Annotated in this window: 21 protein-coding genes and 1 pseudogene; 15 read left to right on the top strand and 7 right to left on the bottom strand. The window is 64.9% G+C overall.

The genetic code is table 11. From position 1 onward, the window contains the following. Positions 1-2: 2 nt before the first annotated feature. Positions 3-797, bottom strand: coding sequence for a TetR/AcrR family transcriptional regulator (locus AC1DEK_RS03750; protein WP_478123839.1), 795 nt, complete (start codon positions 795-797; stop codon positions 3-5). A gap of 171 nt (positions 798-968) precedes the next feature. On the opposite strand from AC1DEK_RS03750, the gene AC1DEK_RS03755 reads away from it, so the two are divergent. The 15 genes and pseudogenes from AC1DEK_RS03755 to AC1DEK_RS03825 all read left to right on the top strand — a co-directional run bounded on the left by AC1DEK_RS03755 (position 969) and on the right by AC1DEK_RS03825 (position 16,607). Beyond that, complete coding sequence (locus AC1DEK_RS03755; protein ID WP_478123994.1) at positions 969-1,835, top strand: fumarylacetoacetate hydrolase family protein; 867 nt, start codon at positions 969-971, stop codon at positions 1,833-1,835. Between the two features lie 3 nt (positions 1,836-1,838). Next, positions 1,839-2,636 (top strand): alpha/beta fold hydrolase, encoded by a 798-nt coding sequence (locus tag AC1DEK_RS03760; RefSeq protein ID WP_478123840.1) that lies wholly within the window; start codon positions 1,839-1,841, stop codon positions 2,634-2,636. Between the two features lie 2 nt (positions 2,637-2,638). Next, positions 2,639-3,931 carry a metal-dependent hydrolase family protein gene (locus tag AC1DEK_RS03765; protein WP_478123841.1) on the top strand — a complete coding sequence of 431 codons (1,293 nt, stop codon included), beginning with the start codon at positions 2,639-2,641 and terminating at the stop codon, positions 3,929-3,931. A 15-nt stretch (positions 3,932-3,946) separates the two neighbouring features. Further along, a complete protein-coding gene (locus AC1DEK_RS03770; RefSeq protein WP_478123842.1) occupies positions 3,947-5,230 on the top strand; it encodes a metal-dependent hydrolase family protein in 1,284 nt (427 codons plus the stop codon). Further along, positions 5,227-6,168: a branched-chain amino acid ABC transporter permease gene (locus AC1DEK_RS03775; RefSeq protein ID WP_478123843.1), complete on the top strand. Its 942-nt coding sequence runs from the start codon at positions 5,227-5,229 to the stop codon at positions 6,166-6,168. The genes AC1DEK_RS03770 and AC1DEK_RS03775 overlap by 4 nt, the downstream gene beginning before the upstream one ends. 88 nt (positions 6,169-6,256) lie before the next feature. Further along, on the top strand, positions 6,257-7,381 hold the full coding sequence (locus AC1DEK_RS03780; protein ID WP_478123844.1) for a branched-chain amino acid ABC transporter permease: 1,125 nt from the start codon (positions 6,257-6,259) through the stop codon (positions 7,379-7,381). Positions 7,382-7,397: 16 nt separating this feature from the next. Beyond that, the gene (locus AC1DEK_RS03785) at positions 7,398-8,651 is read left to right on the top strand and encodes an ABC transporter substrate-binding protein (protein WP_478123845.1); all 1,254 of its coding nucleotides are present in this window, start codon (positions 7,398-7,400) and stop codon (positions 8,649-8,651) included. 6 nt (positions 8,652-8,657) lie between these two features. Continuing rightward, positions 8,658-9,476: an ABC transporter ATP-binding protein gene (locus AC1DEK_RS03790; RefSeq protein WP_478123846.1), complete on the top strand. Its 819-nt coding sequence runs from the start codon at positions 8,658-8,660 to the stop codon at positions 9,474-9,476. Then, a pseudogene (locus AC1DEK_RS03795) lies at positions 9,476-9,985 on the top strand (ABC transporter ATP-binding protein); the annotation flags it as partial. The gene AC1DEK_RS03790 and the pseudogene AC1DEK_RS03795, both read left to right, overlap by 1 nt. A 501-nt stretch (positions 9,986-10,486) precedes the next feature. Further along, complete coding sequence (locus AC1DEK_RS03800; RefSeq protein ID WP_478123995.1) at positions 10,487-11,704, top strand: Tm-1-like ATP-binding domain-containing protein; 1,218 nt, start codon at positions 10,487-10,489, stop codon at positions 11,702-11,704. Between the two features lie 21 nt (positions 11,705-11,725). Further along, positions 11,726-12,565, top strand: coding sequence for a phosphoenolpyruvate hydrolase family protein (locus tag AC1DEK_RS03805; RefSeq protein WP_478123847.1), 840 nt, complete (start codon positions 11,726-11,728; stop codon positions 12,563-12,565). Positions 12,566-12,580: 15 nt separating this feature from the next. Continuing rightward, positions 12,581-14,275, top strand: coding sequence for a flotillin family protein (locus tag AC1DEK_RS03810; protein ID WP_478123848.1), 1,695 nt, complete (start codon positions 12,581-12,583; stop codon positions 14,273-14,275). Positions 14,276-14,278: 3 nt separating this feature from the next. Next, complete coding sequence (locus tag AC1DEK_RS03815) at positions 14,279-14,722, top strand: SRPBCC family protein (protein ID WP_478123849.1); 444 nt, start codon at positions 14,279-14,281, stop codon at positions 14,720-14,722. Between the two features lies 1 nt (position 14,723). Next, positions 14,724-16,199, top strand: coding sequence for an SRPBCC family protein (locus AC1DEK_RS03820; protein ID WP_478123850.1), 1,476 nt, complete (start codon positions 14,724-14,726; stop codon positions 16,197-16,199). A gap of 42 nt (positions 16,200-16,241) precedes the next feature. Next, complete coding sequence (locus AC1DEK_RS03825) at positions 16,242-16,607, top strand: VOC family protein (RefSeq protein ID WP_478123851.1); 366 nt, start codon at positions 16,242-16,244, stop codon at positions 16,605-16,607. 35 nt (positions 16,608-16,642) lie between these two features. Here AC1DEK_RS03825 and AC1DEK_RS03830 read toward each other — a convergent pair whose 3' ends face one another. The 6 genes from AC1DEK_RS03830 to AC1DEK_RS03855 form a co-directional block, all read right to left on the bottom strand. Further along, entirely contained in the window at positions 16,643-17,110 is a 468-nt protein-coding gene (locus AC1DEK_RS03830; protein ID WP_478123852.1) for a MaoC family dehydratase, read from the bottom strand. A 174-nt stretch (positions 17,111-17,284) separates the two neighbouring features. Further along, positions 17,285-18,259 (bottom strand): Bug family tripartite tricarboxylate transporter substrate binding protein, encoded by a 975-nt coding sequence (locus AC1DEK_RS03835; protein ID WP_478123853.1) that lies wholly within the window; start codon positions 18,257-18,259, stop codon positions 17,285-17,287. A 48-nt stretch (positions 18,260-18,307) separates the two neighbouring features. Next, positions 18,308-19,210: a site-specific tyrosine recombinase XerD gene (gene xerD, locus AC1DEK_RS03840; protein WP_478123854.1), complete on the bottom strand. Its 903-nt coding sequence runs from the start codon at positions 19,208-19,210 to the stop codon at positions 18,308-18,310. A gap of 102 nt (positions 19,211-19,312) precedes the next feature. Continuing rightward, positions 19,313-19,714 (bottom strand): RNA recognition motif domain-containing protein, encoded by a 402-nt coding sequence (locus AC1DEK_RS03845; protein WP_478123855.1) that lies wholly within the window; start codon positions 19,712-19,714, stop codon positions 19,313-19,315. Positions 19,715-19,910: 196 nt separating this feature from the next. Further along, entirely contained in the window at positions 19,911-20,234 is a 324-nt protein-coding gene (locus AC1DEK_RS03850) for a hypothetical protein (RefSeq protein WP_478123856.1), read from the bottom strand. A 161-nt stretch (positions 20,235-20,395) separates the two neighbouring features. Next, positions 20,396-21,370, bottom strand: coding sequence for a tripartite tricarboxylate transporter substrate binding protein BugE (locus AC1DEK_RS03855; RefSeq protein WP_478123857.1), 975 nt, complete (start codon positions 21,368-21,370; stop codon positions 20,396-20,398). Positions 21,371-21,428: the final 58 nt, after the last annotated feature.

Consider the following 21,428-nt stretch of genomic DNA (forward strand, 5'->3'; position numbering starts at 1 on the left):
GGTCATTCGGCGATCCTCGCTTGGCCGCGTGACGACCCGCGTGGCGACTTCGGCTTTTTTACGGCGGGACTTCGGCCAGAAACGCCGTTCCGCTTTGCTGCCACAGCCGAGCGGGCCGCACCGGCCGCGCCATTGGAACGCACGACTCGCGGCGGCGCCTTCTGCGCGGACTCGCGCAACGCGGCGTCGATCAGCGCATCGGCCATCCACAGCGCAGTGCGCTCGACCTCGCGGTCGCGCAGCCCCCAGATGTCCTTCAGGATCACATAAGGCTCGATGCCATAGACCACTGACAGCGCGCGATGCAGCCTGTCTCTCACGGCCGGGCGCAACTGCGGTGCAAGCGGCGCAATCGCATGTTCGAGGATGCGCACGCGATGGCCTCGCCGGTAGGGTTCTTCTTCAAGAAGGCCGGCGCGCTCCAACCCCCACTGCTCCAGCGAGAGCTGCGCGGCAGCACGCAACTGCGCCTCGAATTCCTTGAAGCGTGGAAAAGTCTGCAGGAAGAGTTCGTGGACGCGCTCGCGCCCGGTCGGGATGTCCGAAGCCAGCTTTCTGACCGGCCCGAGCGAACTGTCGATCACGGCGGTGACCAGCGCGCTGCGGCTCGGGAAGTAACGGTAGGCCGTGGCGCGCGACACTTTCGAGCGCGCTGCCGCTTCCGCGACCGAAGGAATGTGTCCGCTCTGCTGGATGATGTCCATCGCTGCGCCGAGCAGCAACTTGAAGGTAGCGGCCTTGACGCCGCGTTCCGGCGGGACGGGGGGTTCACTCAGCTTGTGTTTCAGGCGAGCCATGGGGTTTATACGGGTTCTAGGGGGCCTGACTTGGCTTGTGTGTGTCCGAGGACGGATCGTATGATGCACCGATCCCGTTTTGAGACGCAAGTCTCAAAAACGCAGGTTCCCTGATCTTCGCGGCAAAGAGCGCAAGGCTTGAGCAACGCGAGACAACCCGGAGACAACGGCATGCGCTTGGCCAGCTGGAGTTGGGGTGGACGCGAGCACGTCGGCACGATCTCGGCCGACGGTCGCGAAGCCGCGCCGCTTGCGGTGCGCGATGCTTCCGCGGGCGTCTTGCCGCTCATCCAGGCGCTGGACCGCGGCGAACCGCTCCCGCTGCCGTCGGGCACGCGTCTGCCGATCGAGGTCATCACGCTGCGCGCCCCACTGCCACGCCCCTTGCGCAGCCTGTTCTGCGTCGGACGCAACTACCGGGCGCATGCGAAGGAGCTTGCCGGCACAGTCTTCCGCGAATCGATGCCCGCGAGCGATCCCTGGCCGATCGTCTTCGGCAAGCTCGGTGAATGCGTGATCGGGCCTCGCGATGCAGTGCGGCTGCCCTCGCCTTCCACCACCGTGCAGGTCGACTACGAATCCGAGCTCGCCGTCGTGATCGGCCGCGGTGGGCGCGACATCGCACGATCCCGCGCCATGGATCACGTGTTCGGCTACACCCTCGTCAATGACGTGACGGCACGCGACGTGCAGATGCGTCACCAGCAATGGGACCTGGGCAAGAGCTTCGACGACTTCTGTCCGATGGGCCCATGGATCGTGACCGCGGATCAAGTCGACGGCCGCGCGACCCGGGTGCGAGGCTGGGTCAACGGCGAACTGCGGCAGGACGGATTGACGAAGGACATGATCTTCGACATCCCCACGCTCATCGAAACCTGCTCGCGCGGGATCACGCTCTATCCCGGCGACGTGATCGCCACGGGCACCCCTGCCGGCGTCGGCATGGGCCTCGATCCACCACGTTGGTTGAAATCGGGCGACGTGGTGCGCATCGAAATCGACGGCATTGGCGTCATTGAAAACAGATTCGAGTAAGCCATGGCATTTCAACTGATCGATCGAATCGCAGTCGAGGAAGAAGGTGAAGGCCCCGCCATCGTCTGCGTACACGGCCTGGGCGGCAGCGGCAACACCTTCACGCCGCTGATGCCCGCGATGGCCCGGCACCGTGTGATTCGCGTGGACCTGCCCGGCAGCGGGCGCTCGCAGCGTGCCGAGGGCGAGCTGACGATCGAGCGCTATGTCGAAACGCTGTTGCGCCTCTGCGAGCGGCTCGGTGTCTCCCGTGCCCACTGGATCGGACATTCGATGGGCACCATCGTCTGCCAGCACATCGCAGCCGATCATCCCGGGAAGGTGGCGAGCATCGCGCTCTTCGGTCCGCTGATCGCACCACCCGATGCCGCACGCACCGCAATGAAGGCTCGCGCCTTGAAGGCACGCGAAGGCGCGGCCGGCATGCAGGAGATCACCCAGGCATTGCTGCAGGGCGCGATCTCCGCCGACACGCGCGAGCGCCTTCCCGTCGCCGTCGCCTTCGTGCGCGAAAGCCTGATGCGCCAGGACGGCGAAGCCTACGCGCGCAGTTGCGAGGCTCTGGCAGGCGCGCAGGCGGCGGCGGTCGAGCGCATCGAAGCGCCCGTGCTGCTGGTGACCGGGGACGAAGACGGCGTCGCACCGCCGCAATCCGTCAGGGCCATGGCCGACAAGCTGCACCGTGCAGCCAGCAAGCGCGTGGTAGTGCTGCCGCGCTGCGGCCACTGGACACCCATCGAACGCCATGAGGAATGCCAGCGCGAGTTGCGCGACTTCTTGGCGGCACAAGCGAGGACCTGAACATGGCCGATGTGATGTTCACCAATGTGCGCATCTTCGATGGGGGCGGCGAAGCGCCCTTCACCGGGGATGTGCTGGTGCAGGGCAACCGTATCGCACGTGTCGTGCGGACCGGCTATGGCATGCAATCCGCGCCGGTCACCGGAGCGCGCGTGATCGATGGCGCGGGCGCCTTCCTGATGCCCGGCATGGTCGAGGCCCACACGCATTTCTCATGGAACGACCAGCCTAGCCTGGATGCAATCCAGCGCATGCCGCCTGAGGAACACATCCTGTGGTGCGCCGAAGTCGCCAAGCGCTATCTCGACATGGGCTGGACCAGTTGCGTCGGCGCAGCGACCGCCAAGCCGCGCCTGGATGTCGTGATCCGCAACGCGATTGCCGACGGCACCATCATCGGCCCGCGCTACCTGGCCGCGAGCCAGGAGATCACCGTCCCTGGTGGCTTGGGCGACACCACGCAGCCGCACCTGCCGCAGCCCGAATTCGCATTCGGCGCAGTGGTCAGTGGGGTCGAGGAGATGCGGCGCTGCGTGCGCATGTTCGTCAAGTACGGCGTCGATTCGCTCAAGATCAATTTGTCGGGCGAATCGATCACCGGCATGCCCAGCGAGATGAGCCAGTTCACCGAAGAGGAGATCGCCGTCTGCGTGCAGGAGGCCAAGGCATGGGGTCGGCGCGTCGCGGCGCATGCGCGCTCCACATGGTCGATCAAGCAGTGCGTCAAGCAGGGCATTGAAGTCATCTACCACGCGAGCTTCACCGACGAGGAAGCGCTCGACATGCTTGAAGCGCACAAGTTCGAGCACTTCATCGCGCCAGGATTGGCATGGCTCATCAACACCTGCCATCACGCGAGCGAATGGGGCCTCACGCCCGAAGTCACCCGCAAGATGGGCTATCACCGGGAACTCGAAGCAGCGGTCGAAAGCATGCGCGCGATGCGCAAGCGCGGCATCCGCATCCTGCCGGGCGGCGACTATGGCTTTGCGTGGACACCGCACGGCACCAACGCGAAGGACCTGGAGTACTTCGTCAAGTATGTGGGCATGAGCACCATGGAAGCGCTGCTGTCAGCCACCGCATGGGGCGGTCCGATGATGCGCATGGGCAAAGTGCTCGGCTACATCCGCGAAGGCTATCTCGCGGACATCCTCCTCATCGACGGCGACCCGCTTGCGGACATCACGGTGCTGCAGGACAAGGCGCGCATCCTGGCCGTGATGAAAGATGGTGAGTTTCATCGCGCTCCGCCCGTGCGACGCTCGCACACCACGCGCTGGGCAACTGCTTGAACACAGGAGAAGATCATGGCTGACGTCGTCTTCACTAACGTTCGAATCATCGACGGCACGGGGCAGAACCCCTTCAACGGCAGCGTGCTGGTGCGTGGAAATCGCATCCGCCAGGTGGGGCGCAGCACGGCACCGATCGCACCCAGTGGTGCGATGGTCGTCGACGCCGCGGGCGCCACGCTGATGCCGGGCATGTGCGAGGCGCACACGCACTTTTCGTGGAATGACGCGGCCACCCTCTCCGCCATCCAGCGCATGCCGCTCGAAGAGCACGTGCTGTGGTGCGCCAAAGTCGCCAGTCGATATCTGCAGGCGGGCTTCACGTCCTGCGTGGGCGCCGCCTGCGCCAAGCCTCGCTTGGATGTGGTGATCCGCAACGCCATCGCTGCCGGCCAGATTCCGGGGCCGCGCTATCTTGCGGCCAGCCAGGAGATCACAGTGCCCGGCGGACTGGGCGACGAGACCTTGCCGCATCTGCCCTTTCCTGAGTTCAGTTTCGGTGTCAACGTCAACTCCGCGGACGAGATGCGCAAGGTGGTGCGGATGTTCCTCAAGTACGGTGTCGACTCGATCAAGCTCAATCTCTCGGGCGACAACTTCACGCCGGATTCGCCGGCCGAGACCACCTGGATGAGCGACGCCGAGGTCGATGCGGCCATGACCGAAGTGCGCGTGCGCGGAAAGCGCGGCACGGCGCACGCGCGCTCAGCCGCATCGGTCAAGCAGGCGCTGCGGCACGGCATCGACGTGATCTATCACGCAAGCTTCACGGACGAGGAAACGCTCGACATGCTCGAAGCCGCGAAGGACCGCGTCTTCGTCGCACCTGGCATTGCCATCATCTACGCGATGCTGCACGAAGCCGAGGCCTACGGCATCACCTACGAGAAGGCCTGCGCAATGGGCTACCAGATCGAATGGGATGCCGCCATCGAGTCGCTCAAGGCCATGCACCGGCGCGGCGTGCGCATCCTCCCGGGCGGCGACTACGGATTTGCCTTCACGCCCCATTGCCAGAACGCGCGCGACATGGAGTTCTTCGTCAAGTATCTCGGCTTCACGCCGATGGAGGCAATCCGCTCGGCCACACTCTACGGCGGGCAGATCATGATGCGCGGCAACGAACTCGGCACAATCCAGGACGGCTACCTCGCCGACATGCTGCTGGTGGATGGCGATCCGCTCGCCAATCTCTCGATCCTGCGTGACCCAAAGCGCATCCTGGCCGTGATGAAGGACGGGGAGTTCGCCAAGGCGCCGGAGTTCAGCGCGCAGCGCCTGTGGGAGCGCGCCGCATGAAACGCAGCCAGTGGGTGCCGTTGCTCGTGTTCGGCATCCCGGTCGCCGTGTTCGCAGTCTGGGCGGTCACGGACAACGCATCGCTCTTCTTCAAGACATTGCTCAACGGGCTCACGCTGGCTTCACTCTACTTTCTGGTCGCGAGCGGCTTCACGCTCGTGTTCGGGCTGATGCGCAACGTCAATCTGGCGCATGGCTCGCTCTATCTGATCGGTGCCTACGTCGGATGGGTCGTCGGCGAACACACGGGCTCCTGGGTGCTCGCGGTCGTTGCCGGCTTTCTCTCGGCAGCGGTGCTGGGGCTGCTGATGCAGGTGCTGATCTTCCGGCACATGCAGGGCCAGGACTTGCGGCAGACGCTGGTGACCATCGGCCTTTCGATCGTGATGGCCGACGTCGCGCTCTGGATCTGGGGCGCGGAGATCTACACCTTCGATCCTCCCGCCTGGATCTACGGTTCGACCACGCTGCCGCTGGTGAACAAATTCCCGACCTATCGGCTGATGGTGCTGCTGGCTTCCATCGTGATCGGCGTCGGCCTGTGGCTGCTGCTGGCACGCACGCGCATCGGCATGATGATCCGCGCCGGTGTGGATGACCGCGGGATGCTCGCGGCATCGGGCGTGAACGTCCAACGCGTGTTTGCGCTGACCTTTGCCATCGGTGCGGGGCTGGCCGGGCTCGCCGGCGTGGTCGGCGGCACCGCGCTTTCAATCTCGCCAGGAGAGGACACGCGTTACCTGCTCGCATCCCTGGTGGTGGTGATCGTCGGCGGCATGGGCAGCGTGGTCGGTGCGGCGATTGGCGCACTGCTCATTGGCTTGGCAGAGCAATTCGGGCTGGCGTACGCGCCGACGTACAGCGTGGTGTTCACCTTCGTGATCATGGTGGTCGCCCTGGCGTTCAAGCCGCGCGGGCTGATGGGGAGAAACGCATGAGCGCCGCGCCGGGCCGCCCCAAGCAAGCTCGCACCGCAGTGCGCAGCACGGAGGTTACGTAATGAGCGCAGCGCAATGGCGACGGGCCATGAACTCATCGGCTGCGGCGGCTGGCGTCGCGCGGCGCGGTGGTGAGACGGGTAGGCTTCATCCGGTTGCAACGGCGCCGACCGCCACGGGCCTGGCCACAAGCGCGCCATCTCAGCGCTGGCGTTCCGCGTGGCGGGCGGTGCACTGGTATCACGTGGTGGTGCTGGCCTTTGTGCTCGTCTATCCCTTCGTTGCTTCGCCTTTCTTCACCTTCCAGATCGGCGCGCAATCGCTCGCACTCGGGCTCATCGCACTGTCGCTCACCTTCCTGGGCGGCTATGGCGGAATGGTCTCGCTCGCACAGATGACGATCGCGGGCTTCGCGGCCTACATGCTTGCGATCTTCGGCAGCAGCAGCAACATCGCGATCAGCCTCGGCTGGCCATGGTGGCTGGCACTCGTGATTGCCGTTGCGCTGGCCACGATCTTCGCGGCCGGCATCGGGTGGCTTTCGGTGCGCACCGAAGGCATCTACACGATCATGATCACGCTCGCGGTCGGCGTCGCCTTCTTCTATCTCGCGCAGCAGAACTACACGATGTTCAACGGCTTCCAGGGCTTCAGCAAGCTCGGGCCGCCGACCGTGTTCGGGCTGGACCTGCACGAGCCGGTCCCCTTCTACTTCCTGGTGCTGGCCTGCACGCTCGCGGGCTACTTCTGGGTCAAGTATCTGATTCGCGCGCCCTTCGGCATTGCGCTGCAAGGTATTCGAGACAACCCGCGCCGCATGGCGGCGCTGGGCTACAACGTCACCGCGCACCGAGTCGCCGCGTATGCCGTCGCGGGGCTCCTGGCTGCGGTCGGCGGGGTGCTGATGGTCTGGTACAACGGCCGCATCTCGCCCGGCACCATCGGTACCGGCGCGATGATCAACATCCTCATCATTGCCGTGCTCGGCGGCATGAAGCACCCGATCGGTGCCTTCGTCGGTGCGATTGTCTTCGTGCTGCTGCAGAACTTCGCCATCGACCTCGTCGATCGCGAACGCTTCAATCTCGTGATCGGCGGCGTCTTCCTCGCGATCGTCCTGTTTTCCCCCGACGGGCTTCTGGGCTTGTGGCAGAGCCGCACACGCCTGGCCCGCCTTTTCACCCAGCGCGGCCGGAGCCGCATTCATCAATGACAACCAGGAGCGAGACATGAGCAAAGGCAGAAGAATGTTCGGGCGCAGCATCGTCGCCGCGGCGGCGCTGATTGCAGTGACCGGAATTTCATACGCGCAGGAGACCGTGAAAATCGGGCTCCTCGCATCGCTGGAGGGCCCGTTCGCAGCGCCCGGGCAGGACGGCATGCGTGGCGCGGACCTCGCGCTCAAGCAGAAGAACGGCATGGCGGGCGGCAAGAAGATCGAGTTCGTCAAGGTCTCATCCGACGCCACGCCGGACAAGGCCGTGAACTCCACCCGCAAGGCCGTGGAGCAGGACAAGGTGCAGATCATGATCGGCCCGCTGTCGGGCGACGAAGGCATCGCGGTCAAGAACTACGCGAAGACGCAGCCCAACATCACCTTCATCAACGGCTCCTCAGGTGCGCAGGGCGCGACGCTTGCAGACCCTGCTCCCAACTTCTATCGCTTCAACACCGAAGGCGCTCAATGGATGGTGGGCCTGGGCGAGCATGCGCTCTCCAAGGGCTACAAGAAGACCTTCCTGATTGCGGAGGACTACGGCTTTCCGTATTCGCAGGTGCAGGGCTTCATGGCCAGCTACTGCGCCAAGGGCGGCAAGGTGATCGACAAGGCGTGGGTGCCGCTGGGCACCAAGGACTACGCATCGGTGATCGCGAAAATTCCCAAAGAGGCGGATGCGCTGCTGGTGGTGCTGGGCGGCTCCGACGCGGTGAACTTCCTCACGCAGTATGAGCAAGCCGGCGGCGACAAGCCGATGATCGGCGGCTCCATCACGGTCGACCAGACGGTCCTCAACTTCAAGGGCAAGCGCCGCGAGTCGCTGCTGGGCACTGCATCGGCAGGCCCGATGGCCGATTCGATCGACACGCCGGAGTGGAAGAAGTTCGTGGCCGACTACAAGGCGAACTTCAAGGACGGCTTCCCGAGCCCCTCGCTCTTTGCCTACCTCTACTACATCAACACCAAGGCGACGCTCGATGCGCTGGATGCAGTCAAGGGCGATCTCTCGAATGGACAGAAGGCCTATCGCGAGGCGCTTCAGAAGACCAACTTCCAAGGGCCGGCCGGTGTGGTGAAGATCGACGGCAACCGCAACGGCGTCGGCACGACCTACATCACCGAAGTGACGAAGGCACCGGACGGCTCCTTCTACAACAAAGTCGTGAAGACAGTGCCCGACATCTCGCAAACCTTGGGACTGCCTGAAGCCGAATTCAAGAAGATGGGCCTCGGCACGCGCGACGTACCCGACTGCAGGACCTGAGCCCGAATGGCCACGATCACCCCCCTGCGATCGGCCGCGTCACGCGGTGCCGTAAATGCCGGCGGCAGCACCCAGCTGCTGACGGGCGATGCCTTGCGGCTCGCGGGGGTGACGCGTGCCTTCGGGGCACTGCGTGCGGTGGACGATGTTTCGCTCACCGTCGCAGCCGGCGAGAAGTACGCCATCCTCGGCTCCAACGGCGCCGGCAAGACGACGCTGTTCAACGCGATCACCGGCGACTTTCCGCCGACGGCGGGTCGCATCCATTTTTTCGGCGAGGACATCACGGACTTGCCGCCCTATGAGCGCATCCGCAAAGGGTTGCGCCGTACTTATCAATCGTCGCTTCTGTTCCGGGAGCTGACGGTGCGCGACAACCTTTTCCTCGCCGTGCGCGGCGTCGCCAATGGGCGCTTCAGCTTTCTGCGGGCACGCGAAGGGCATGCGTCGACCCGGGCCGCGCAGGACCTGCTCGAACGCACGCGGCTGACGCACATCGCGGAAGAGAAGGTCGCCAACCTCGCGCATGGGCAGCAACGCCAACTCGAAATTGGCATGGCGCTGGCCGGCGCGCCACGGCTGATCCTGCTGGACGAACCGGCGGCAGGCTTGTCGCCGGCAGAGCGCCGCGAACTGGTCGCGCTGCTGCGCTCGCTGCCGTCGCACATGAGCTTCGTACTGATCGAGCACGACCTCGAGATTGCCCTGCGCGTGGTCGATCGGGTGACTGTGATGCACAACGGCCGCACGCTGCGCACTGGCAGCCCTGAAGAAATCGAAGGCGACGCCCAGGTGCAGGCGATCTACATGGGGAGCCGTCACTGATGGCCTGGTTCGGCATCAAGCGCGAGAGCGGAGGCGACAACGTGGTGGGCGGCAACACGCCGGTGCTCGCCATCGACAGCCTCGACGTGTATTACGGCCACGCCCATGCATTGCAAGGTGTGAGCCTGTCGGTCGAACGCGGCGTGCTCGGCATCGTCGGTCGCAACGGCATGGGCAAGACCACGCTGTGCAACGCGATCACCGGCATGGTCCCGGCGCGCGGCAGCATCCGGCTGGCGGGCGAAGAGATCCTCGGCCTCGCGCCCAACGAAATCACGCGGCGCGGCATCGCCTACGTGCCGCAGGGTCGCCGCGTATGGCCGTCGTTGTCAGTCGACGAAACATTGCGGCTGGTCGCGAGCCGGCGCCGGGAGGTCGACCGCATCTACGCGATGTTCCCCCGCCTTGCTGAACGGCGCGGGCACGGCGGCGCGCAACTTTCGGGTGGCGAACAGCAGATGCTCGCCATCGGGCGCGCGTTGCTGCTCAATCCCAAGCTGCTGGTGATGGACGAGCCCACCGAAGGCCTCGCGCCGATCATCGTCGAGCAGGTGGCGCAATCGCTGCGCGACCTGGCAGTCGAAGGCCGCATCGCCGTGCTGCTGATCGAGCAGAACCTCGGCGTCGCCATCTCGGTGGCCGATCGCATCGGCGTGATGGTCAATGGCCGGATTGCGCAGCAGATGCCGGCAGCCGAACTGGCGGCCGATCTCGACTTGCAGGAAAGGCTGCTCGGCGTGCGTTCCAACGGGCACGACGAGGAAGCTGCCGAAAGTGCCGGCTTGGCGACTCAGGGCGCCCCCGAGCCGACGCAGGTCTTCACGGTGCGCCGCACGCATGGCGATGGCGCGCCCACTCTCGACGACCTCGCGCCGCGCACGGTGAGAGGCTTCAATCGCTGGAACGCCGGCGGCACCGCAGCGCCGGTGGCCGACATCGAGCGCCAGCCGGCTGCGCCTCCGAAAACCGCCGCACCGCAGATCTTCGACTTTCCCGTCGCTGCCAGCAGCGTGCGCGCCGCGTACGTCGCCGGAACCTTCGACACCAAGGGTCGAGAGCTGCTCTTCCTGCGGCAATGCCTGGAGCGGCTCGGTCTGCGGGTCGTCACCGTCGATCTGTCGACCTCGGGCAAGACCTCGCCTGCCAACGTGCATCCGCGCGAAGTGGCGCGCCACCATCCCAATGGCGAATCGGCCGTCTTCAGCGGCGACCGCGGCAACGCGACCGCTGCAATGGCGCTCGCCTTCGAAGCCTTCGTGCAAGGGCGGCGCGATCTGGGTGGAATCATCTCAGCAGGCGGCTCCGGCGGCACTTCGATGGCAACGCAAGGCATGCGCGCGCTGCCCATCGGCGTGCCGAAGATGATGGTGTCGACCATGGCGAGCGGCGACACGCGCCCCTATGTCGGCCCGAGCGACATCTGCATGATGTATTCGGTCACCGATGTACAGGGAATCAACCGGATCAGCGAACGCGTTCTTGCCAACGCCGCGAACGCGCTGGCCGGCATGATCGCTCACCCGCCCGTTGTCTCCAATGACGGAAAGCCGGCGGTCGGACTCACCATGTTCGGCGTCACCACGCCTTGCGTTCAGATGCTGACGAAGCGGCTGGAAGACAGCCACGACTGCCTCGTCTTCCATGCGACAGGGGTGGGAGGCCAGTCGATGGAGAAGCTCGCCGACTCCGGTTTGCTGGCCGGCGTCATCGATGTCACCACCACCGAGATCGCCGACGAGATTGCGGGAGGCGTGCTCTCCGCCGGCCCCACGCGCATGGACGTGTTCGCGCGCCATGCCCTCCCCTACGTGGGCTCGTGCGGCGCGCTCGATATGGTGAACTTCGGCGCCTGGGACAGCGTGCCCGAGCGCTTTCGCGCCCGCAAGCTCTATCGGCACAACACCACGGTGACCCTGATGCGCACCACACCCGACGAATGCCGCGCCATGGGCGAATTCATCGCCGCCAAGCTCAACGCGATGCGCGGGCCGGTGCGCTTTCTCATTCCGGAAGGCGGCGTGTCCGCCATCGACCGGCCCGGCCAGCCGTTTCATGATCCCGAAGCAGACCGCGCGCTGTTCGCCGCCATCGAGCAGGGGTTCCGGCCCGGCGGGAACCGCAAGCTCATGCGGCTGCCGCTGCACATCAACGACGAAGCCTTTGCGGATGCGCTGGCTGCCGCGTGGCACGAGGTATCGCGCCCGACCACCAGCGCCCTTCGCGCCTGAACCCAGGAGCAGCCCAGCCCTATGCCACGCATCGATCGCTCCACGCTCCTGCAACGGCTGCGCGCAAAGATCGCGGCCGGCCGGCCGATCATCGGGGGCGGCGCCGGCACGGGCCTTTCGGCCAAGTGCGAGGAAGCCGGCGGCATCGACCTGATCGTGATCTACAACTCGGGGCGCTACCGCATGGCGGGGCGCGGCTCGCTCGCTGGCCTGCTCGCTTATGGCAATGCCAACGAGATCGTCTGCGAGATGGCGCGCGAAGTGCTCCCCGTCGTGAAGCACACGCCGGTGCTTGCGGGTGTCAACGGCACCGATCCGTTCATGATTCCCGACGAGTTCCTGCGGCGGTTGATCGCGCTCGGGTTCTCCGGCATCCAGAACTTTCCAACGGTGGGCCTCATCGACGGCACCTTTCGCGCGAATCTCGAAGAGACCGGCATGGGCTACGGATTGGAAGTCGAACTGGTCGAACGCGCCCGCAAGCTCGATCTCTTGACGACGCCCTATGTCTTCAGCGAGAACGATGCGCGCGCCATGGCACGGGCCGGCGCCGACATCGTGGTCTGCCACATGGGACTGACCACCGGCGGCGCGATCGGCGCCGAGACGGCGCTGACGCTCGACGGCTGCGTGGAGCACATCAACCAATGGGCGGCTGCGGCGAAGAAGATCAAGCCCGATGCCATCGTGCTGTGTCACGGCGGCCCGATCGCCACCCCGAACGACGCGCGCTATGTGCTCTCGCGCTGTCCCGAATGCCACGGCTTCTACGGCGCCAGCTCGATGGAGCGGCTGCCTGCGGAAACGGCGCTCACCGAGACGACGCGCCGCTTCGTCCAGATCACACGCGACACGCAATAAGAGGAGACGACGTCCATGTCAGGTGCTCAATTCGGCAACTTCATCCTTGGTCTCATCGTGGTCGCGATCATCGTCGCGCTCGCGGTCTGGCTGCTGCACTGGCTCTACCTGCGCAGTTCGAAGGAACGGGCCTTCGTGCGCACGGGCCTTGGCGGCCAGAAGGTGGTGCTCGACGGCGGCGCCTTCGTGCTGCCCATCGTGCATGACGTGATCCCCGTCAACATGAACACGCTGCGGCTCGAAGTCAGCCGGGGGCGCGACAAGGCGCTCATCACCAAGGACCGCATGCGCGTCGACGTGATCGCCGAGTTCTACGTGCGCGTGGCAGCGAAGGCTGAAGCCGTCGCCGCCGCTGCGCAGACGCTCGGCCTGCGTACCATGGAGCCCGATCAGCTCAAGGAACTGGTGGAAGGCAAGTTCGTCGATGCGCTGCGCACTGCGGCGGCAGAGATGACGATGGAAGAACTGCACGAAAAGCGCGGCGCTTATGTGAAGCGGGTGCGCGAATCGGTGGCCGAGGACCTGACCAAGAACGGACTCGAACTCGAAGCCGCATCGCTCACGCAACTCGATCAGACCGGCATGGAATTCTTCAACCCAAGCAATGCCTTCGACGCCGAAGGTTTGACACGGCTGACAGAACAGATCGAGCACCGCAAGAAGCAACGCAACGACGTTGAGCAGGACACGCTCATCGCGATCCGCAACAAGAACCTCGAAGCCGAGAAGCTCTCGCTGGAGATCGATCGCGAAGGCGAGCATGCCCGCCTGGCCCAGCAGCGAGAAGTGGAAATCGCCCGCGCACGGCAGCGTGCGGAGTTGACCGCCGAGCGCGCCCATCGCGAGCAGGATGCGGAAAGCGCACAGATCACCGCCAAGCAGAGCATTGATACGGCGCGCATCCGCTCCGAACAGACCATCGAGCAGGAACGCATCGGCAAGGAGCGCGCGATCCAGAGTGCCGAGATCGAGCGTCGCTTGTCGCTTGAACTCGCCGAGCAACAGCGTGCGATCGCCATCGCCCGCGAGAGCAAGGCGCAGAGCGAGGCCCAGGCCGAGGCCGAAACTGCGCGCGCCCAGGCCGTCTCTGCCGAAGAAAAGGTGTTTACCGCACGCGAGGTCGAGATGGCCGAACGCAAGAAGGCGATCGACCTGATCGGCGCCGCACAGGTTGCCCAGCGCGACGCCCTGCGCCTCACCACTGCCGCGCAGGCCGAGAAGGATGCAAGCGCCGATCGGGGTGCGGCAGTGCGCGCGCAAGCCGAAGCCGATGCCGACGCCGAGAAAATCAAGTCGATGGCGATGCGTGTCCGCGCAGAGATCGAAGCGGAGGCGATGCGCATGATGAACGAAGCCCACAACATGCTGTCGCCCGAAGCACGCATGTCGGCACTGCGCATGAAGCTGGTGGAGAAGGCCGAGGCCATCATTCGCGAGTCGGTGAAGCCGATGGAGCGCATCGAGGGCATCAAGATCCTGCACGTGGACGGCCTCGGCGGCTCGTCGGGCGGCGGCGAGCGCAACGGCGACGGCGGCGGCTTCGCGGACGGGCTGGTCAATTCGGCATTGCGATTCCGGGCACAGGCGCCACTGGTCGATCAGTTGCTGCGCGAAATCGGCATTCAAGGCGGCGACATCCAGCGTCTCGTCGGCGAGGTCAGCGGCGCACAGACGGCGCTGCCATCGGGGGCTCCCCAGGAAAGGGAATAGCGCATGGTGCAGGTCTACGTCTCGAGCGTCATCGACGCCAGCGCGGACAATGTGTGGTCCCGCATCCGCGATTTCAACGGCCTGCCGCTCTGGCACCCCGGCATTGCCGACAGCCGCATCGAGAACAGCCAGCCGGCCGATCGAGTCGGCTGCATCCGCCACATTCACACCCGCGATGGCGGTGCGATCCGCGAGCGATTGCTGGCGCTGTCCGATTACGAGTACAGCTGCACCTACGAAATCCTCGAAAGCCCGATGGGCGTGTCGAACTACATCTCGACGCTCAAGCTCACGCCGGTGACTGACGGTGCGCGCTGCTTTGCCGAATGGAGCGTCGAATTCGATTGCGACGAAGGCCGCGAGCGCGACCTGACCGAGACCATCGGCGGCGGCGTGTTCCAGGGTGGCTTCGACGCGCTCAAGCGCCACTTCGGATCGAGCCGCTGACATGCTCCAGCGCGTGGTTCGATCGACCGTCATCGATGCGCCCATCGAGCGCGTGTGGGCCGTGCTGCGCGACTTCAACAGCCATGCGCAATGGCACGACGTCGTCGAAGCGAGCCGCATCGAAGCGCAGGAGCGCGGCGATCAGGTCGGCTGTGTGCGCAGCTTCACGTTGCGCGACGGCCATCGAATCCGCGAACAATTGCTGACGCTGTCGGACACCGAGCACAGGAGCACCTACTGCATCGTCGAAGCAACCGTGCCGCTGCAGCGCTACGTTTCCACACTCACCCTCAAGCGCGTGACGGACGGCAACCGCACCTTCTGGCACTGGACGTCGACCTTCTCGACGCCACCGGGCAGAGAGCGCGAATTGCGCGACATGGTTGCGCAGGACGTGTACGAAGCAGGCTTCGAGAACCTGCGTCGGCATCTGCGGCGCGGCGGCGATTTGCGACCTGGCGGCAGCGCGGCGATGCCGACCGCCCTGCCCCTCCCCACGCGCCGCGTCGCCGTCGAGCGCTATGGCGGACCCGAAGTGATGCACACGCAAACCAGCGAAGTGGAAGCGCCTCGCGCGGGCGAGATTCGCATTCAGCAGCGCGCTGTCGGCGTGAACTATCTCGATGTGTATCTGCGTCGGGGCTGGGTGCCGGGACTGATGCCGGTTTCGCCGCAAGCGCCCGGCGTGCCGGGTATGGAGGCCGCGGGCAGTGTGCTCGACGTCGGTCCTCAGGTGACAGGCTTTCTCCCTGGCGATCGCGTCGCCTACCTCGGCCCGATGCCCGGCGCGTATTGCGGCGTGCGCTGCGTGCCTGCCGATTGGGTGGTGCGGTTGCCCGCAGCCGTGGAAGACGAGACCGCCGCCGCCTTGCTTCTGAAAGGCATCACGGCAGACTACCTGCTTCACGACCTCGGCCACGTGCAACGCGGCACACGTCTGCTGGTACATGCGGCTGCCGGCGGCGTCGGATTGCTCGTGTGCGCATGGGCGCGCCGTCTTGGCGCCACTGTATTGGGCACCGTGTCCACCGAAGAAAAAGCCCGCATCGCACGCGAGTACGGCTGCGAACACGTCATCGTGACGCGCTACTACCGCTTCGCCGATGCCGTGCAACGCGCCTGCGGTGGCGCCGACGTCGTGATCGACGGTCTGGGCGATGCCGCGCGCGAAGAAAATCTCGCCGCCCTCGCAAGGCGCGGCCACTGGATCAGCCTCGGCCAGGCGAGCGGACCGCTGTCTCCCCTGCCGCCCGACGCGCTCGTCGCCAAATCGCTGAGCTTTTCACGTCCGGTGGTGTTCGACTACGTGGCCACCAACGACCAACTTGCGGTGCGCGCGCAGCGCGTCTGGAGCGCGCTGGCAGACGGCACGATCAAACTGCCGCCCATCCAACGCTTCGGCCTCGATGCTGCGGCCGATGCTCATGCGCGCCTTGAATCGCGCGGCACCATCGGCGCCCTCGTGCTGCTGCCTTGAATCTCGAATCCACTCTGCCAGGAGAAAGCAATGATCGTCGGAATGAACCACTTCACCGTCATCGCGGAAGACCCGAAAGCCACCTTGGATTTCTACACCGGCCTGCTGGGCCTCAAGGTTGGCCAACGGCCCGATCTCGGCTTTGACGGCGCATGGCTGTACGGCGAAGCGCCCCAAGCGGTGCTGCACCTGTACTTCGATCGCAAACCGCCGGAACAGCGCGCAGGCGTGATCGACCACATGGCCTTCACCGCGCGCGGCCTCAAGGAAGTCAAAGCCCGCTTCGACCAGAGCGGCACCAAGTACGAACTGCGCCAAATACCCGGCGCGGGCACCTGGCAGTTGTTCTGCCACGATCCCAACGGCGCAAAGGTCGAGCTGGATTTCGCCCCGTCCGAGTCGCTCTAGCGCCTCAAGCCCTTGGGCCCTTGGGCCCTAAGCCGTCAGGTCGGCCGCCGCGAGACAACCATCTTCGGCGAGAAGCGCTGCAGCACGTCGCCGTGCTGGTTCTTCGTTTCGCAGCGCATCAGCACCATCCCCCGCTCGGGCCGCGAGCGCGACGGAATCACTTCCATCACTTCGCTCTCGACCCGCAGCACGTCACCGGGCCGCGTCGGCTTCGGCCACTGAAGCTCGCCCCCCGACCCGATCACGCCATCGGCCAGCGGAATCCCGCTCGTGACCAGCAACCGCATCGTGATCGCCGCCGTGTGCCACCCACTCGCCGCCAGTCCATGAAAAAAAGTGTTCTTGGCAGCCTCAGCATCCAGATGAAAAGGCTGCGGATCAAACCGCGCAGCAAATTCAATGATCTGCGCCTCATCCAGCGCATGCTCGTCGCTGACAAAGCGATCCCCCACCTTCAAGTCTTCAAGATAGAGATTCCGAGTAGCAGACGTCAATTGAGCCATGGCGTGTTCCTAGATCATGCACCCGCGCCATTGTCCACCTGTCCCCCGGCCGGCGCAGCCAGCCCCCTCAGTGGAACACCGTGGAACCGGCTTCGCCGGGCCACCGGTGTTGCCCCCGGTCAGGGGGAAGGAGAAGCGACACGAAGTGCGCGCAGCCTGGGGGCGAGCAACAGGCTAATCTGATTTGATCCCCGCCGACCGCACGATGCGCCCGTTGCTCTCGTACTCGCTCGCGATCTCGTTCTCGAAATCTTCCACCCGGCCGCCGGTCGGCACGTTGTCTGTCGCAAGCAGCTTCGCGCGCAGATCGGGGTTGTTCAGCGCCTTGTTGATCTCGACGTTGTATTTTTCAATGAGGATGGACGGCGTGCCGCCCGGCGCAAACACGCCAAAGAGCGACGACATGTTGGCGGCGGGATAGCCCAGCTCGGCCAGCGTCGGCACCTTGGGTAGTTTGTCCAGGCGCGCTGGCGCAGCGACGGCCAGCGGACGCAGCCTGCCCGCCTGGATCTGCGCGGAAACGGTTGCGCCCGCATTGGTCGACAGGATCTCGAACTGCCCGCCGATCGCATCGTTGAGCTGTTGCCCGCCGCCTTTGTACGGAATGTGCGTGACGTCGATCCTGGCCGCCGAACGAAGTTGTTCAAGCACGACGTGCCCCAGCGAAGCTTGCCCCGATGTGGCCCATCGAATCGCGCCCGGCCGGGCACGCGCGTCATCCAGCAAGGTGCGAAAGTCGCGCGTGCCGGTGGCCGTCGTCGCGAGGAGCAGCACGGGTGAATACATCACGCTCGCGACGGGGGCGATGTCCTTCATCGGGTCGAAAGGCGACTTGCCCAGGTGCGGGTTGAGCACCAACGGACTGATTGCCGAAAAGCCCAATGTTGCGCCGTCGGGTGGCGCTTTCGCAACCGCATCCATGCCGATCGTGCCACTCGCGCCGGCCTTGTTCTCGACGACGAAGGTCACGCCAAGCTGCGCTGCAAGCTTGTCGGCCAAGGCGCGCGCGACGACATCGCTGACCCCGCCCGCCGGATAAGCGACCACCATCCGCACCGTCTTCGGCACGACCTGGGCCTGCGCCGCCACGGCAATCAACGAAAGACCCAGCGCGGCCACAACGGCGCGCCGGCAAGAACTCAAAAGCATCGATTCAACTCCTCGGTCATGCGATTTTCCGGCAATCGGCGAAGCGATTCAGCCGCGCGGATGGTGTTTGGCATGCAGTTGCTTCAAGCGTTCCCGCGCGACGTGCGTATAGATGGTGGTGGTGGAGATGTCGGCGTGGCCGAGCAGCATCTGCACCGCACGCAGATCCGCACCATGGTTGAGCAAGTGCGTCGCAAAGGCATGGCGCAGGGTATGCGGAGACAACGGCACGTGGATGTCCGCCGCCAAGGCTGTCTTCTTCACGATGACCCAGAACATCATCCGGGTCATGCCAGCCCCTCGGTGGGTCACGAAAAGATCGGAAGTCTGCTGGCCATCGAGGATGACGGGACGCGACTCCTGCAAATAACGCTCGATCCAGCGCCTGGCCTCGCCGCCGAAAGGCACCAGGCGCTCCTTGCTGCCCTTGCCTAGCACGCGCAGCACGCCGTCGTTCAGGCTCATCTCAAACACCTTGAGCGCTACGAGTTCGCTCACGCGTAGCCCGCTTGCGTACATCAGTTCCAGCATGGCGCGGTCGCGCAGACCAAGGGGTGTGTCGACGTCCGGCGTGGCCAGCAGGTCGTCGACTTGCTTTTCAGACAAGGTCTTGATCGCGCGCGGCATCTGCCGGGCCGGCGCGAGGCGCAAGGTGGGATCCGCCGCGATGCGCTGCTCGCGCAGCGCCCACCGGTAATAGCGCTTGAACACCGTGAGGCGCCGGTTGGCCGAGGTCGCCTTGCCGTTGTCCGAGAGGCGCGCGCCCATGTAGGCCTGTAGGTCGTTCTCCAGTGCGGCACCCAGTGGCTTGCCGCGCTCGGCCTCCAACCAGTTCGCAAAGAGCTCGAGATCGAGGCGATAAGCCGCCAGCGTGTTCTTGGAGAGTCCGTCTTCGAGCCACAAGGCGTCGATGAAGTCGTCGATTTCAGGCGTTTCGATGGCCGTGGTCATGCGGTGCAAGATAACAAAAGACGGGCGCCCAAAACAAAAAAGGCTCCGAAGGAGCCTTTTTACCGTTGCCGGTGCGCTGCAGGGTGCTGCAGCAGTGTGTGCTTAGTAGCCGCCGCGACCACCGCCGCCGTAGCCGCCGCCACCGCCGCTGCGGTTGCCACCACCACCACCACCGCCGTAACCACCGCCGCCGCCGCCGCCGTAGCCGCCGCCACCGCTGCGACCGCCGCCGCCGAAGCCGCCGGGCGAGCGTGGCTCCATCGGACGGGCTTCATTGACGGTGAGGTTGCGACCGCCGAGCGCTTGCTCGTGGAGGCCTTCAATAGCTGCAAGCGCCTCGGCGTCCGAACCCATTTCGACGAAGCCGAAGCCCTTGGAACGGCCGGTGTCGCGCTCCATCATGACCTTGGCGCTGGCGACAGTGCCGTATTGGCTGAAAGCCTGCTCGAGGTCGTTGTCACGGATGGAGTAAGCGAGGTTGCCTACGTAAAGTTTCTTGCCCATGGAGGGACTCCTAAATCAAACCAAAAACACAAAGCGATGGAGTCCCTATATCACAACAAACTAAACAGGCGCTGTGGCGCGAAACTGACCGATCACCGGTTCACGTGCGGGCTGTAAAGCTCGCGACGCGCGGCTATTGTCGTCGACTCCGGACCTTTTGGGGGAAATGTCTTGTTTAATTGCAACAGTTTGAACATCAAGCCGGCTCGGCAAGGGTTTTGAGTCCCAGCCAGGCAGCCGCGATGACCGCATTGACCGACACACTCAGGGCGCTGGGCACATAAAACAGTGCCGATATCGCGGGGGCGCCCAACAGGATCTCGACGATTCCACCCAAGCCGAAAAACAACACGGCGCACCACAGCCACCGCCGCATATAGATGAGAAGCCAGTGCGCCTGCGACCGGTTGTGCCGCATGGCTGCGGATCGTTCGAAGACATTGCCCAGCGTAACGTCGACGAAAAGCCACTCGAAGAAGAAGTAGCGATACACGAGAGTGCGAAAGGTCAACTCATGCACGATCCATCTCCTTTGGCTGGCGGCGCTTCATCCTTCGACGATTCTTGGGAGGGCCCTTGTCGAGAGGGCCCTTGTCATTCTCTGGTGAATCTCAAGCGGTCGGCTGTAGGTCGCCGCGTCGTCAGGGCGTCGTGTCGCCGCCCTGCCTCCGCGGCTCCTCCTCAGTCGAGCTGCAGCTTCTGCTTGACGACCACGTCCTTGTAGACGGCGAACTCCGCCTTGATCTGCTCGGCGAACTGCTCGGGCGTGTTGGCCACGACGAGCGAGCCGGTGTCTTCGATGCGCTTGCGAACAGCCGGATCTTCGACCGACTTCTTGACGCCCGCGTTGACCTTGTCGACCACGTCCTTTGGCAGGCCCTTCGGACCGAGGATGCCGTAATAGGCCATGCGGTTCACGGGCTCCAGGCCCACTTCCTTGAAGGTGGGCACATTCGGGAGTTCCTTCAGCCGCTGCGGTGCCGACACCACGATCGGCACCAGCCTGCCGGCCTTGATGAAGGGCAGCGTCGACGGGATGTTGTCGAACATGATCGCCACCTGTCCGGCCACGACATCGTTCAGCGCCGGCCCCGCGCCGCGATAGGGAATGTGCGTGACGTAGGTGTTGGTGAGGCTCTTGTAGAGCTCCATCAGCAGATGCCCGATGCCGCCGGTGCCTGACGAGGCGTACGAATACTTGCCCGGGTTCTTCTTCAGTTCGGCAACAAACTCTGCGTAGTTCTTCGCAGGGAAGCTCGGGTTCACCGCGATGATGTTCGGCGTGGCCGCGATGTTGACGATCGGCGTGAAGTCGTTGATCGGGTCGTAGGGCGTCTTCGGATTGATGGCCGGATTGGCCGCCGTGCTCGACACCGTTGCCACGCCGAGCTTGTACCCATCAGGCGCGGACCGCGCGGTTTCGGCCGCGCCCACGATGCCGCCGCCGCCCGCGCGGTTGATGACGACCACGCTCTGGCCAAGCGCCTTGCTCAGCGGTTCCGAAATCACTCGCGCTACGATGTCGGTCGTGCCTCCGGGTGCAAACGGGACCTGAAGTTCGATCGGCTTGTTCGGATAGCTTTGCGCCCAGCTGGATGTTGCGAACGCGGCAAGCGCGGCGGCGCCGGCGATCGCATTCCATTGACGACGGTTCATTGATTGGCCTCCTTGAGCCAGTAAACGAAAGCCGCCATGCTACCGGCTCGGTCCTCCC

The sequence above is a fragment of the Variovorax sp. 10N420 genome, from assembly GCF_056394705.1.

Coding starts and splice junctions, on each gene's coding strand:
- AC1DEK_RS03770 (WP_478123842.1), top strand. CDS start 3,947: ATGGCTGACGTCGTCTTCACTAACGTTCGAATCATCGACGGCACGGGG.
- AC1DEK_RS03825 (WP_478123851.1), top strand. CDS start 16,242: ATGAACCACTTCACCGTCATCGCGGAAGACCCGAAAGCCACCTTGGAT.
- AC1DEK_RS03750 (WP_478123839.1), bottom strand. CDS start 797: ATGGCTCGCCTGAAACACAAGCTGAGTGAACCCCCCGTCCCGCCGGAA.
- AC1DEK_RS03810 (WP_478123848.1), top strand. CDS start 12,581: ATGTCAGGTGCTCAATTCGGCAACTTCATCCTTGGTCTCATCGTGGTC.
- AC1DEK_RS03785 (WP_478123845.1), top strand. CDS start 7,398: ATGAGCAAAGGCAGAAGAATGTTCGGGCGCAGCATCGTCGCCGCGGCG.
- AC1DEK_RS03805 (WP_478123847.1), top strand. CDS start 11,726: ATGCCACGCATCGATCGCTCCACGCTCCTGCAACGGCTGCGCGCAAAG.
- AC1DEK_RS03755 (WP_478123994.1), top strand. CDS start 969: ATGCGCTTGGCCAGCTGGAGTTGGGGTGGACGCGAGCACGTCGGCACG.
- AC1DEK_RS03790 (WP_478123846.1), top strand. CDS start 8,658: ATGGCCACGATCACCCCCCTGCGATCGGCCGCGTCACGCGGTGCCGTA.
- AC1DEK_RS03820 (WP_478123850.1), top strand. CDS start 14,724: ATGCTCCAGCGCGTGGTTCGATCGACCGTCATCGATGCGCCCATCGAG.
- AC1DEK_RS03845 (WP_478123855.1), bottom strand. CDS start 19,714: ATGGGCAAGAAACTTTACGTAGGCAACCTCGCTTACTCCATCCGTGAC.
- AC1DEK_RS03835 (WP_478123853.1), bottom strand. CDS start 18,259: ATGCTTTTGAGTTCTTGCCGGCGCGCCGTTGTGGCCGCGCTGGGTCTT.
- AC1DEK_RS03775 (WP_478123843.1), top strand. CDS start 5,227: ATGAAACGCAGCCAGTGGGTGCCGTTGCTCGTGTTCGGCATCCCGGTC.
- AC1DEK_RS03765 (WP_478123841.1), top strand. CDS start 2,639: ATGGCCGATGTGATGTTCACCAATGTGCGCATCTTCGATGGGGGCGGC.
- AC1DEK_RS03760 (WP_478123840.1), top strand. CDS start 1,839: ATGGCATTTCAACTGATCGATCGAATCGCAGTCGAGGAAGAAGGTGAA.
- xerD (WP_478123854.1), bottom strand. CDS start 19,210: ATGACCACGGCCATCGAAACGCCTGAAATCGACGACTTCATCGACGCC.
- AC1DEK_RS03780 (WP_478123844.1), top strand. CDS start 6,257: ATGAACTCATCGGCTGCGGCGGCTGGCGTCGCGCGGCGCGGTGGTGAG.
- AC1DEK_RS03830 (WP_478123852.1), bottom strand. CDS start 17,110: ATGGCTCAATTGACGTCTGCTACTCGGAATCTCTATCTTGAAGACTTG.
- AC1DEK_RS03855 (WP_478123857.1), bottom strand. CDS start 21,370: ATGAACCGTCGTCAATGGAATGCGATCGCCGGCGCCGCCGCGCTTGCC.
- AC1DEK_RS03815 (WP_478123849.1), top strand. CDS start 14,279: ATGGTGCAGGTCTACGTCTCGAGCGTCATCGACGCCAGCGCGGACAAT.